Here is a 12,969-nt window from a genome sequence, read left to right as displayed (position 1 = left end):
CCGACAGAGGTAAAAATGAAAAAACTACTGCTCGCCCTCGCAACCACAACTGCCGTGCTCGGCTTCACGTCGGCGGCAAGTGCCCAGGAAAAGGCCAAGATCTGCTTCGTCTATGTTGGCTCCAAGACCGACGGCGGCTGGACGCAAGCGCATGACGTCGGTCGTCAGCAGCTCGAAAAGGAACTTGGCGACAAGATCGAGACGCAGTTTCTCGAAAACGTGCCGGAGGGGCCTGACGCCGAGCGTGCCATCGAACGGCTGGCGCGGTCGGGCTGCGGGCTGATCTTCACCACGTCATTCGGCTTCATGGACGCGACGATCAAGATTGCGCAAAAGTTCCCTGACGTGAAGTTCGAACACGCCACCGGCTATAAGACCGCTCCGAACGTCGCGACCTATAACAGCCGCTTCTACGAAGGTCGCTACATTCAGGGCCAGATCGCAGCTAAGCTTTCGCAGAAGGGCGTCGCCGGCTACATCGCTTCGTTCCCGATCCCTGAAGTCGTGATGGGTATCAACTCCTTCGTGATTGGCGCCCGCTCGGTCAATCCGGACTTCAAGATCAAGGTCGTATGGGCGAACACCTGGTTCGATCCCGGCAAGGAGGCCGACGCCGCCAAGGCGCTGGTCGACCAAGGCGTCGATATCCTGACGCAGCACACCGACACGACCGCGCCCATGCAGGTCGCTGCCGAGCGTGGCATCAAGGCGTTCGGCCAGGCATCCGATATGATTGCGGCAGGCCCGCAGACGCAGCTGACGGCCATCGTCGACACCTGGGGTGCCTACTATGTGAAGCGCACGCAGGCCTTCCTCGACGGAAAGTGGGAAACGACGTCGAGCTGGGATGGCTTGAAAGACGGCATCTTGACGATGGCGCCCTATACCAACATGCCTGATGACGTGAAGGCGATGGCCGAGGAAACCGAGGCCAAGATCAAATCCGGTGAATTGAAGCCGTTCACCGGTCCGCTCAACAAGCAGGACGGCAGCGCATGGCTGAAGACGGGTGAAAGCTCCGATGACGCCACGTTGCTCGGCATGAACTTCTACGTTGAAGGTGTCGACGACAAACTGCCGCAATAAGCGGCCTAGCCCAAGCGGTAACGTCATCGAGTTTCCAAGGTCGGCAAACCCCGCGTCGCGACGCGGGGTTTGCCAATTCGGGTGGGCGATATCAGGTGCGACAAACCGCCCTTAGCCCTGGTTTCGGACCGGCTTTGAGGAATCGCTTATTCGAACTAAAGTTGAATACTTTCGCGCCGGGGATGAAGATGGCGGTTGAACGCCACGCACCAATTGACGAGCGCGCGACCTCCGCGGAGGTAATCTTGGGAGGGGGAACGGGTTGAGCAAGAGCCTGTTTGATACAGTGATATCCGGCGCACCGAAGCGCACAAGCCATGCACAAGTGGTGGACCAGCTCGGAAAAGCGATCGTTTCGGGGGAATTTCCGGTCGGCAGCATTCTGCCCGGTGATCCGGAACTGGCGGCTCGTTTCAGGGTTTCGAGAACGGTCCTGCGCGAAGCGATGAAAACCTTGGCGGCCAAGGGACTTGTGGTACCGCGCGCGCGCATCGGCACGCGCGTGAGACCCAAAAATGATTGGAACCTCTTCGACAGCGACATCCTGACCTGGCATTTTGTATCCGGCGTCGATGACGAGTTCTTGTACCACCTCAGCGAGGTGCGGCTGGCGTTCGAGCCGCACGCCGCGGCGCTGGCGGCGCGAAACGCGACCGATGCAGAGATCGCTGGCATGATGCGCCTTGCCGTCGCCATGGGCGACGCGAATCATACCGCGGAAAGCCTGGCCGTTGCCGACCTCAAGTTCCATCTTTCCGTGCTGGACGCTTCCGGGAACCCCTTCCTGCGCACGGTCGGCAGCTTGATCGAGGCGGCACTTGTTGGTGTATTCAAGTTGAGCTCACCCACCGCCGAAAAAAACGGCATCGACGAGGTTGCCCGCAACCACATTCGAATCGTCGAGGAAATCGGGAGAAGGAACGAGGCGGGCGCGCGTTCGGCGATGGAACATGTCATAAAGGTCGGGCGCGATCGCGTTCGACAGGCGCTGCACGCGGATACCGCCTGAGGCCGACTATCGCTCGCCATGAAATTGTAGCGCGACCTTGCCCGATCTCCGCGCGTAGCCTATCTGGGAGATGGTCGTCCCGCGCGGTGCGGCCTTGCATCAACGGCGACCTGGAGACCATGTCCGAGATTTTCGTAATTTTCGCTTTGCTTTTGATCAACGCTTTCTTTGCGCTCTCGGAAATGGCAATCGTCTCGGCAAGCAAACCGCTGCTTCGCCAAATGGTCAAACAGGGAAATCGACGGGCGGAGGCCGCACTGAAGCTGGCCGAGGATCCCGGGAAGTTCCTCTCCACGGTCCAGGTTGGCATTACCCTTGTCGGCATCCTGGCGGGTGCCTATGGCGGCGCAACGATTGCTGCCAAGATAGCGCCGTTCTTCGATGAAGTGGCTTGGATCAGCCCCTACGGCCACACTGTCGCCGTCGGGCTGGTGGTGACCCTCATCACCTTCCTTTCGGTCGTCATCGGCGAACTCATCCCGAAACAGCTTGCGCTCAGAAATTCCGAGGGACTGGCGATGTTCGTCGCGAGGCCGATGACTTTGCTCTCCCGTATCGTGGCACCCGTCGTCTATCTTTTCGAGATGTCGGCTGAAGTGGCCATGCGCCTGTTCGGCATGCGCCCGGACGATCCGGATCACGTGACGGAAGAGGAAGTTCAGGCGATCATGGCGGAGGGCGTCGAAAGCGGCGCAATCGAAAAGTCGGAACATGAAATGCTCCGCCGGATCATTCGGCTTGGCGATCGCAACGTGAAGTCAATCATGACTCACCGGACGGAAATGCGCTTCATCGACGTCAACGACGACCTTGAGGTGATCCGGCGCAAGGTCCGGGAGTTCGGCCATTCGCGCTATCCTGTCGTGGATGGTCCCACAGGTGATGTTCTTGGCGCGATTCTGGCCAAGGAGGTTCTGAACATCCCCGCAATTGCGCCGTTCAACCTGCGTGGCCACCTCCGCGAAATCCTGACGCTGCCGGAGACGGCCTCATGCCTGAAGGCGCTCGATGCCTTCAAGACATCGAGCATCGACATGGCGATGATCGTCGATGAGTATGGCAGCACGGAGGGCATCATCACGACGGCTGACATTCTGGAGGCGATCGTCGGTGTGCTACCGTCGAACTACGATGACATCGAGCACGCGCATATCCGATTGCGCGAGGACGGCAGCTATCTCGTCGACGGACGCACACCGATCGACGAGATTCATTTGGCGATCGGCATCGAAGGCATCGAGGCGGACGGCAATTTCGAAACGATCGCAGGTTTTCTCGTTCAGCAGTTGCGCAAGACGCCGGAGGAAGGCGACATCGCCGAGGCTCATGGTTACCGCTTCGAGGTCATCGACATGGACGGACGCCGGATCGACAAGATTCTTGTCTCCCGCTGCGTGGACGACGCAGCCTGACAGGGAAGCACATCGCCATAAAGCAAAAGGCCGGGCGATACCCGACCTTTCCTCAAACTGTCCTGGCGCCTGCTAGTCCATCCGTAGTCAGCAGCCGGGACAGATGATTGAGTGATTTCCTTGCTATGCCCTCTCCATGTCTATCGTATGACAAGGCGGCGGGGAGAGCGCGACTTCGTGGACTGGCTGGGCCTGTTTAGCGCAGCCGCAGGACGTTGCATGGATCGCCGCTTGAAGTGGCCGCTGCATGCGGTGCGCGAACGATGAGTCCGTCGGACTGCGCGAAGACATTCATCATCGAGGAATCCTGACGCGCGAACGGATGGGCGACGAGCGAGCCGTCAGGCTCGACCGTCAGTCGCGCGCGGACATAGTCCTGGCGACGGTCGTTGGCGGGCAAGGGGACCGCAAGTCGTGCCGTTGTCATTCGCGAACGAGGCGGTAGATGCGCCAGATGCCGCGTCAGCGGCTCGAGAAAGAGCAATGCGCATACGAGGCTCGAGACAGGATTGCCCGGCAACCCGAGGACGGTCATGCCGGAGAGCTCGCCGACCATCAGCGGCTTGCCCGGGCGCATGGCGATGCGCCAGAAATCCAGCACCATGCCACGCGATAGAAGAGTCGGTTGAACAAGGTCATGGTCGCCGACGGAGGCTCCGCCGAGCGTCACCAGCACGTCCGCTCCTGCCGCTTGTGCCTTGGCGACAGCGGCCGAAATTGCCGCCTCATCGTCCGGCACGATGCCAAGATCAAGGACCTCGCCGCCGTTTTCGCGCGCAATGGCGGCCACGCCAAAGGTATTCGATGCGATGATCTGGTCGGCACCAAGGGAACTTCCCGGTGGCAATAACTCGTCGCCGGTGGCGATGATAGCAATCTTCGGTCTCTCGAACACCGGCAGGCTTCCATGGCTCATGCCGGCGGCGAGCGTCAGTCGTCCGGCGTCGAGAACGCTGCCTGCGGCGAGCCCGATGTCGCCCTCTACGAAATCCTGCCCCGCTAGCCGGATGTGACGACCCTTTGCCGGGGCGAACAGCGTGCGGATTTTCCCGCCCGAAAGCTTTTCGGTGTCCTCCTGGATGATGACGGTGTCCGCACCGGTAGGCAGGGGCGCGCCGGTAAAGATGCGAACGGCTTCGCCGGCACGAACCTCTCCCCGAAATCCACGTCCCGCGGCCGACTGGCCGATCACGGCGAGCTGCGCACCTATGTTGACGATGTCTTCGTAGCGAACCGCGTAGCCGTCCATCGCCGAATTGTCGAAAGCTGGGTGCGTGACCCGTGCGGTGATATCCTCGGCTAGCACGCGGCCGAGGCAATCGTGCAGGGCGAGCCTTTCTGTCCGCCGGTGCGGGCGAGCTTTGTCAATTACCCTGGCGAGTGCGTCCTCAACCGAAAGCAGCGACATTAGCGGTTGTCTCCTTGGCGCCGGTAATCGCCGGAACGCCCACCCGATTTGCTGACCAGCCGAACGCCGCCGACCTCCATTTCGCGATCCGCAGCCTTCGCCATGTCGTATATCGTCAGGCAGGCGATGCTGACGGCGGTCAGGGCCTCCATCTCGACGCCGGTCCGGCCGGTCAGCTTTGCCATCGCCTCGACGCGGAGCCCCGGCAGGGCGTCGTCCGGCACGATCTCCACCGAGACCTTCGTCAGCATCAGCGGATGGCAGAGCGGAATGAGATTGGACGTTTGTTTCGCGGCCATAATCCCGGCAAGCCGTGCGGTGCCGATGACGTCGCCTTTCTTGGCATTGCCCTCAAGAATCAGCGCGAGCGTTTCGGGACGCATTCGCACATAGCCTTCGGCGACGGCGACGCGCACGGTCTCGGTCTTATCGCCGACATCGACCATGTTCGCCTCGCCGGCGCTATCGATGTGGGTGAGGGATCGACCGCTCATTACTCTGCCGCCAATACGTTTCCGGAGCCCGTCAGCAGTGCCCGCGTCGCTGCCTCGACATCGTCCTTTCTCATCAGGCTCTCGCCGACAAGGAAGGTGGTGATGCCACTTCGTTCCAATCGCCGGCAATCCTCATGGGTAAAGATGCCGCTTTCACCGACGAGCAGCCGGTCCGACGGAACCATCGCCGCGAGCCGTTCGGACACGGCGAGATCGACTTCGAATGTCCTGAGGTTGCGATTGTTGATGCCGACGAGCGGGGAGGTCAATGTGAGGGCGCGTTCCATCTCCCGGGCGTCATGCACTTCTATGAGGACGTCCATGCCGAGTGCAAGGGCCGAGTCCTCAAGGCGGCGCGCATCATCATCGCTCAAGGATGCCATGATCAACAGGATGCAGTCGGCCCCCCAGGCACGCGCTTCGAACACCTGATACGAGTCGAACATGAAGTCCTTGCGCAGTGCCGGTAGCGCACAGGCGGCTCGCGCCGCCGTCAGGAACTCCGGCGCGCCCTGGAAGCTTGGTTTGTCCGTCAAGACAGAGAGGCAAGCTGCCCCGCCGGCCGCATAGGCCTTGGCAAGCGTCGGGGGATCGAAGTCAGGACGGATCAGTCCTTTCGAAGGGCTTGCCTTCTTGATCTCGGCGATCAGGCCGAATTCACCTTTATCGCGGCGCGAGGCGAGGGCGGTGTGGAAGCCACGCGGCAGCGATTGATCCGCGATCCGCGCCTTCAACTCCTCAAGCGGAACGCGCGATTTCGCTGAGGCGATCTCGTCGCGCTTGTAGGCTTCTATCTGGCGCAGGATATCCGTCATGGGGCCATCTTCTCCTCAAGTGGCATTGGAGACGCTGATCAGCCGCTGCAGGGCAGTCTTCGCCGCACCGCTCGAGAGCGACTGCCGGGCGAGCGCCATGCCTTCGGCGAGGTCTTTGGCGCGCCCTGCTATCATCAATGAAGCGGCGGCGTTCGCAAGCGAAATGTCCCGATAGGCATTCTCCGCGCCGTCGAGAACGGCCTGCAGGGCAACGGCATTGTGCGCTCCATCGCCGCCCTTGAGCGCCTCGAGCGTGGCCGTTTGAAGGCCGAAATCGGCCGGCGTCAATTCGAAGCTCGTGATCTTGCCGTCCTGCAGCGCGGCGACTTTGGTGACGCCGGTCGTCGTGATTTCGTCGAGTCCTTCGCCGTGGACCACCCAGACGGTCTCCGATCCGAGATCGCGCAGAACTTCGGCAAGCGGGTACACCCATTGCGGCGCATAGACGCCGACGAGCTGCCGCTTGACGCCGGCCGGATTCGAGAGTGGGCCGAGCAGATTGAAGATCGTTCGCGTACCGAGTTCGACCCGCGTCGGGCCGACATGCCGCATCGCGGAATGGTGCTGTTGGGCGAACATGAAACCGACACCGGCCTCCCTGATGCAGCGCGCGATCGCTTCGGGTCCGATATCGAGTTTGACGCCCAGGCAAGACAGCGCGTCGGCCGTGCCGGATTTCGAACTCAGCGCCCGGTTGCCGTGCTTGGCGACCGGGACGCCGGCGCCGGCGACGATCAGCGAAGCGAGCGTCGAGATGTTGTAGGTGCCGGCCCCGTCACCACCCGTGCCGACGATGTCGATCGCGTCTTCCGGCGCCTCGACCGGCAGCATGCGTGCGCGCATTGCGCTAACCGCTCCGACGATTTCGTCGACGGTTTCGCCGCGTACCCGAAGCGCCATCAGGAAGCCGCCGATTTGCGAAGGCGTCGCAGCTCCGGACATGATGATCTCGAAGGCGGCCCGTGCGTCTTCACGATTGAGTGCCTCGCGAGTTGCCACTTTCGCGACGAACGGCTTCAAATCACTCATGAGTTCTCCCCCTGTCCGTCAGCGTCTTGTCCATCAGCGTTGCGCCAATGCGGTTTCGGCGAGTGTCTGGTTGATCGCCACACCGTAAGCCGTCTGCAGGGTGGAGACCATCTGATCAAGGATGTCGTCTCCGCTCGCGCGTGCGATGGCCTCGATCTGGCGGCTATCGTTGTCGAGGACGTTTGCGGGATCGCTATCGTCGACAGCCGTTACCTGGAGGAGGACCTGCCCTTCTCCGCCAATGCCCGGCGCGTTGGCAACATGTCCGTTGGCGCCGCCAAAGGCCGCCGCGACAGCGGCTGGGCTCAACGCAGCATCTTCGGTCGCGCGGGTCAGGGCAGTTTTCGTTTCAACGACGAGGCCAAGTTCGCTCGCTATGTCGGCAAGCTTTGCGCCCTTCTCGATGCGTTGCTTAAGCTCGGCCGCCTTGGTGGCGAGGGCCGCCCGCTGTTGTTCGGCAGTCCAGTCTGCCGCGACCTCGTCGCGAACCTCATCCAGCTTGCGGTCGCGGGCGGGGATGATCTCTTCTAGATCGAACCACGCAGAGCCGTCACGGCCGATGTTGACGGAAAGCGTGTCGAGCCCCACTTCCGCCTTGAAGACTTCCTGGAGAAGCGCGCGCGGCTCCGGAATTCCCTGGACCTCATCGCCGTTTTGATCCTTGCCCGTGGCGTCGATCGCGTCGATCGTGACGAGCTTCAGTTTCATCTGATCGGCCACTTGCTTGACCGTGGCGCCGGCGGCGCGCTCGTCCTCGATCCGATCGTGAAGGTTGACGACCTCTTCGCGCGCTGCCGAAAGGGCGATTTCCTTCCGCAGTTCCTCCTTCACCTCGTCGAAGCTGCGTGTGGTTTCCGGTTTGATGTTGGTTACGCGCAGGATAACCGGGCCGAACGCGCCGTCCACAACCGGCGTGACACCCCCCTCCGCCGGAACGGCGAAGGCGGCATCGGCGACTTTCGCGTCGGGCATGCGCTCCTTCGTGAATTCACCGAGGAGAACGTCTGTCGCGGTCTTGCCCTCGGCCTTGACCAGATCGTCGAAGGAGGTGCCGGCGGAGAGCTTGGTTGCCGCAGCGTCTGCTGCTTCCCGTGAAGGAAAGGCGAGCTGTTCGACGGTTCTCATTGCCGCCGAGCGGAAACTTTCCTTGCGCTTCTCGTAGTCGGCGCGCAACTCCTCTTCGGACACGGCCTCGGTCGCGACCAGATCTTCCGGCTCCAGCTTGATATAGCTGAACTTGCGATATTCGGGAGCGCGATAGTTCGCCTTGTGACTTTCGAACCAGGGCGCAAGCACGTCGTCGGCCGGCGCCTTGACCGCATCGATATTCGCGTTCGACAGCAGCAGGTAGTCGATCGAGCGCTTTTCGTGGCGATATTTGCTGACGGCGTCGGCCAGCACCTTGGGAGCGGTGTATCCGTCGGACAGCGCATCGACGATCTGAGACCGCACCGCAACCTGGCTGCGGTTGTTGATGTAGTCTTGCTCGGTCAGACCCGCATTGCGCAACACGCTCGAGAAAGTCAGCCGGTCGAACTGGCCGTTGACGCTGTGGAAGGCCGGATCCTCGCCGATGAGCTTCGCAAGCCGATCCTCGGAGAGGCCAAGGTTCATATCCTGCGCGAGCTGATCGAGCGCAGCACCGGCGACCAGCTGAGAGTAAACCTGCGACTCGATGCCGAAGGCACGGGCCTGCTGGCGCGTCAGCGGCGTTCCGAGCTGCCGAGAAAGCAGGCTCAGTTGGCGCTCGTATGCCAGGCGAAAGTCGCTCGGAGAGACCTTGATATCACCGACCGTCACCACCGCGTTGGGAGTGTTTGCCACCATCAACGTCTGGCCGCCCCATACCATGAACGACATGACGAGAACGGCCATCAGGCCTTTGACGATCCATGTCTGGGAAGCTTTTCTGAGCGATTCGAGCATAGGGGCAGAAACCTTGTTGCAGTACGGTGGCGTTACGCCAAAAACGAATTCGTTCCTTAGAACAAACCAAACAGGAATTGAAGGGCGCTTCGCGGCAAATTGCGACACCTCCGCTTGGGCCGCCGGCATTCAACGCTTGCGAACGATTTCGTGACGCGCAGCATGAGGCGATGTGCTCGCCGGATCGGAAAAATCACGCAGCCCAGCAAGATCGGACGCGAACAAGAAAGTGGATGTCGGATTCGTTAGCCGGCAACAGAAATGGATCTGCGAAATTGTCAGTTTTCGAGCGCATTCGTGTTGCGACGAATTGGGAACCCTGTGCTCGATAATAGGGTAAAATGTCCTGATTTCAGTGGCCGTTACGGGAACATGCCATGCAGTCAACGATTGTGATGGTCAATCTGTTCGGTGCGGTAGCGCTGCTTTTGTTCGGCCTGTCGCTCGTCAAGGATGGCGTCACGCGTGCGTTCGGATCGAGGCTGCGCACCGGTCTCGCACAGGGAACAAGCGGTGCGGTTCGCTCGTTTGTGACAGGCCTTATCGCGACCCTTTCATTGCAGAGTTCGACGGCGACGGCCTTGATGACGGCTTCCTTCGTGGAAAGGGGGCTGGTGCGCGCACGAATGGCGCAGATCGTGCTGCTGGGCGCCAACGTCGGAACGGCGATGACGGCCTGGATCGTTGCCACCGGGATAGGGTGGCTGTCGCCGGCAATTATTCTAGCGGGCGTGGTGGTGCACCGGATGAGCCGGTCGAGTGCGCGTCAGGGCGCCGGCTTCGCCCTCGTCGGCATCGGTTTGATGTTGCTGTCGCTCGACTTGCTTTCCGCCGCAACGGAACCGATGCGCGAATCCCGCGCGCTCGCAGCATTTCTCGGCATGCTCGACAGCGCCTGGCCGGTTGCCCTGATCATTTCGGCGGGCCTGGCTTTCGCGTCGTCGTCCAGTCTGGCGATCGTGATGCTTGTGCTTTCCCTTTCGTCTGCCGGGGTGCTCTCCGCCGGATTGACCGTCGCATTGGTGCTGGGTGCCAATCTAGGGGGAGCCATTCCACCGGTTATCGCCACCCTCAGTTCCGCACCGCCTGCGCGCCGCGTCACGCTCGGCAACCTCGTCGTGCGCGGCTTGGGCTGCCTCATTGCGCTTCCGATCGTAGGGATCGGCGCGGAGTGGCTGCAGCATCTGCCGTTGCCTCGGCAGAACCTGCCGGTCGACGTCCATCTTGTCTTCAATCTCGTCGTCGCGATTGTCGCGTGGCCGTTCGCGGGGTTGCTCTCGCGCCTGATGAGCCGGTTCGTTCCGGACGAAGAAGCTGGCGAAACGGGGCCGCGTTATCTCGATGAAGCGACCCTCGACACCCCTGTGATGGCACTTTCCGCGGCGACGCGCGAAGTCTTGCGTGTCGGGGATCTGGTCGAGGCGATGCTGACGCACGCGTCGAACGCCTTCGACAACAACGATCTCGGCGAACTGCATGACATCGGAAAAATGGAAAAGCAGGTCGATCTTCTCCAGCAGGAGGTGAAGATATTCCTGTCCCGGCTCGGGCGCGACGGACTCGGCGCCGAAGACGGCCGACGCTCGATCGTCATCATCGACTACGCGATCAATCTCGAGCACATGGGTGACATAATCGAAAAAGGCCTCTGCGAGCAGATCGGCAAGAAAGTCACCAATGGATTGAAGTTTTCCGAAGACGGCTATCAGGAGCTGAAAAGCCTGTTCAACCTGACGATCGACAACCTGCGCATCGCTCAGACGATCTTTGTCAGCCGCAATGCGGATCTCGCTCGCCATCTGGTCGAGGTTAAAGTCGATGTCCGCCACATGGAGAAACGCTCGGCGGAGCGGCATCTTGAGCGCCTTCGCGACGGCCTGCTTCAGAGCCTGCAGACGAGCTCGCTGCATCTCGACATGTTGAGGGACCTGAAGCGCATCAACGCACACATAGCGTCCGTAGCCTATCCCATTCTCGAGGAAAGCGGCCTCTTGGCGGAAAGCAGGCTGCGTCCGGAAGCTTGACTGTCGGTCAGGTGACCGCCGTCAGGTTTTAACCAGAGGTTACGCGACGTGATTGTGAGAATTGTGTTTCTCGCAATATCTTGCCTATAAGAACACCGTCGAGTCAGGCGATAGGGCATCCGCCTGCGATCAATACCAAGGAGAAATGAGAATGGAACGGACGTGCCTGGCAATCATCCTGGCGGCTGGCGAAAGCACGCGGATGAAATCGTCCGTATCGAAGGTGCTGCATCCGGTGGCGGGCAGGCCGATGATCGCCCACGTCGTCGACGCGCTGACGAGCGCCTCCATCTCGGATGTGGCGCTCGTCGTCGGCCGCGATGCCGAGGCTGTTTCCGCCGCCGCCCAAACCGCCGGCGTTACCGTGACCTCGTTCCTGCAAAAGGAGCGGCTCGGCACTGGGCATGCGGTGCTTGCGGCTCGCGAGGCCATCGCACGGGGCTATGACGACATTCTGGTCGTCTTCGGCGACACACCCCTTATTACGGCAGGGCCGCTCAAGGCGGCGCGAGAGGGGCTGGCCGCAGGAAATGATGTGGTCGTTATCGGGTTCGAAGCCGCCGATCCGACCGGTTATGGACGCCTGATCGTCGAGGACGGCGTGCTGGTCGCAATCCGGGAACACAAGGACGCCTCCGAGGCGGAGCGTCGGGTCACCTATTGCAATGGGGGGCTGATGGCGATCAACGGCCGCAAGGCCCTCGATCTTCTCGGCCGCATCGGCAACGTCAACGTCAAGGGCGAATATTATCTCACCGATCTCGTTGAAATCGTTCGCACCGTCGGCGGTAGGGCAGTCGCTGTCGAAGCGCCCGAGGAGGAACTGACCGGCTGCAACACACGGGCGGAACTCGCTTATATCGAGCGTCTCTGGCAAGAGCGCCGGCGGCGCGAACTGATGCTGGCGGGCGTGTCGATGATCGCGCCGGAAACGGTTTTCCTTTCCTGGGATACCGAGCTTGCCCAGGACGTCCTGGTGGAGCCGAATGTCGTCTTTGGGCCTGGCGTCAGCGTGGAGAGCGGAGCGATTATCCACGCCTTCTCGCATCTCGAGGGCGCGTATGTCCGCGCGGGCGCGACCGTCGGGCCGTTCGCACGCCTTCGTCCAGGCGCCGATCTCGGCCCGAAATCGAAAGTCGGCAATTTCTGCGAGGTGAAAAAGGCTGAGATCGGTGCCGGCGCCAAGGTCAACCATCTGACCTATATCGGCGACGCATTCGTCGGCGCTGGATCGAACATCGGCGCGGGAACCATCACCTGCAACTATGACGGGGTGAACAAGCATGTGACCCGCATTGGCGAGAATGCCTTCGTCGGGTCGAACTCGTCGCTTGTGGCTCCTGTGTCGATCGGCGATGGGGCGCTTGTTGCGTCCGGCAGCGTCATTACCGACGACGTTCCCGCGGACGCAGTCGCCTTCGGGCGCGCGCGCCAGGACATCAAGCCGGGCAGGGCGCGGCTCCTGCGCGAGCGCTACGAAACGGAGAAGGCCGCCAGGAAGAAGGCGAAGGCCGCCGAATAGATCGTTAAATACTGAAATTGAAAGTGAAATCGCACGGGATTGCCTCACGCGGCAATTTCGCTACCAAGGCCTGAAGGCGGCAAGGTCGTCTACTGCATGTTTCCGTAAATCGTATCCGATTTAAGGGTACAAACATGCAGCGATTCAAAGTGCTAGGCGTCCTTTGCGAGTCTGATCTGATAAGACGCGCGGCGCTGTAGGGTAACTGTTGCGCTGGGACAGGCGCGAAGAGAACGCGGAGAGG

10 protein-coding genes are annotated in these 12,969 nt (G+C 61.3%); 5 read left to right on the top strand and 5 right to left on the bottom strand.

Annotated features, from left to right (window positions below):
* Window positions 1–15: 15 nt before the first annotated feature.
* The 3 genes from PZN02_RS17450 (at window position 16) to PZN02_RS17440 (ending at window position 3,507) form a co-directional block, all read left to right on the top strand.
* Window positions 16–1,086: a BMP family ABC transporter substrate-binding protein gene (locus PZN02_RS17450; protein WP_280659193.1), complete on the top strand. Its 1,071-nt coding sequence runs from the start codon at window positions 16–18 to the stop codon at window positions 1,084–1,086.
* Window positions 1,087–1,348: 262 nt separating this feature from the next.
* Entirely contained in the window at window positions 1,349–2,095 is a 747-nt protein-coding gene (locus tag PZN02_RS17445; protein WP_280659192.1) for a FadR/GntR family transcriptional regulator, read from the top strand.
* A gap of 119 nt (window positions 2,096–2,214) precedes the next feature.
* A complete protein-coding gene (locus PZN02_RS17440) occupies window positions 2,215–3,507 on the top strand; it encodes a hemolysin family protein (RefSeq protein WP_280659191.1) in 1,293 nt (430 codons plus the stop codon).
* 196 nt (window positions 3,508–3,703) lie between these two features.
* On the opposite strand, the gene PZN02_RS17435 is transcribed toward PZN02_RS17440, so the two are convergent.
* From PZN02_RS17435 to PZN02_RS17415, 5 genes are read right to left on the bottom strand one after another with little or no spacing between them, the layout of a single operon-like run.
* The gene (locus PZN02_RS17435; protein ID WP_280659190.1) at window positions 3,704–4,915 is read right to left on the bottom strand and encodes a molybdopterin molybdotransferase MoeA; all 1,212 of its coding nucleotides are present in this window, start codon (window positions 4,913–4,915) and stop codon (window positions 3,704–3,706) included.
* Entirely contained in the window at window positions 4,915–5,409 is a 495-nt protein-coding gene (moaC, locus tag PZN02_RS17430; protein ID WP_280659189.1) for a cyclic pyranopterin monophosphate synthase MoaC, read from the bottom strand. The genes PZN02_RS17435 and moaC overlap by 1 nt, the downstream gene beginning before the upstream one ends.
* A complete protein-coding gene (gene trpC, locus PZN02_RS17425) occupies window positions 5,409–6,224 on the bottom strand; it encodes an indole-3-glycerol phosphate synthase TrpC (RefSeq protein ID WP_280659188.1) in 816 nt (271 codons plus the stop codon). Before trpC ends, moaC begins: the two co-directional genes overlap by 1 nt.
* 15 nt (window positions 6,225–6,239) lie before the next feature.
* On the bottom strand, window positions 6,240–7,253 hold the full coding sequence (trpD, locus tag PZN02_RS17420) for an anthranilate phosphoribosyltransferase (protein ID WP_280659187.1): 1,014 nt from the start codon (window positions 7,251–7,253) through the stop codon (window positions 6,240–6,242).
* Between the two features lie 33 nt (window positions 7,254–7,286).
* Window positions 7,287–9,179 carry a peptidylprolyl isomerase gene (locus PZN02_RS17415; protein WP_280659186.1) on the bottom strand — a complete coding sequence of 631 codons (1,893 nt, stop codon included), beginning with the start codon at window positions 9,177–9,179 and terminating at the stop codon, window positions 7,287–7,289.
* Between the two features lie 377 nt (window positions 9,180–9,556).
* Here PZN02_RS17415 and PZN02_RS17410 point away from each other — a divergent pair, with 377 nt between their 5' ends.
* Both PZN02_RS17410 and glmU read left to right on the top strand, forming a co-directional pair.
* The gene (locus PZN02_RS17410; protein ID WP_280659185.1) at window positions 9,557–11,203 is read left to right on the top strand and encodes a Na/Pi cotransporter family protein; all 1,647 of its coding nucleotides are present in this window, start codon (window positions 9,557–9,559) and stop codon (window positions 11,201–11,203) included.
* A gap of 151 nt (window positions 11,204–11,354) precedes the next feature.
* Window positions 11,355–12,725, top strand: a complete 1,371-nt coding sequence (glmU, locus tag PZN02_RS17405) for a bifunctional UDP-N-acetylglucosamine diphosphorylase/glucosamine-1-phosphate N-acetyltransferase GlmU (RefSeq protein WP_280659184.1) — start codon at window positions 11,355–11,357, stop codon at window positions 12,723–12,725.
* Window positions 12,726–12,969: the final 244 nt, after the last annotated feature.

Source organism: Sinorhizobium garamanticum (genome assembly GCF_029892065.1).
Taxonomy (GTDB): domain Bacteria; phylum Pseudomonadota; class Alphaproteobacteria; order Rhizobiales; family Rhizobiaceae; genus Sinorhizobium; species Sinorhizobium garamanticum.
This window is presented reverse-complemented; position numbering and strand designations above follow the sequence as displayed.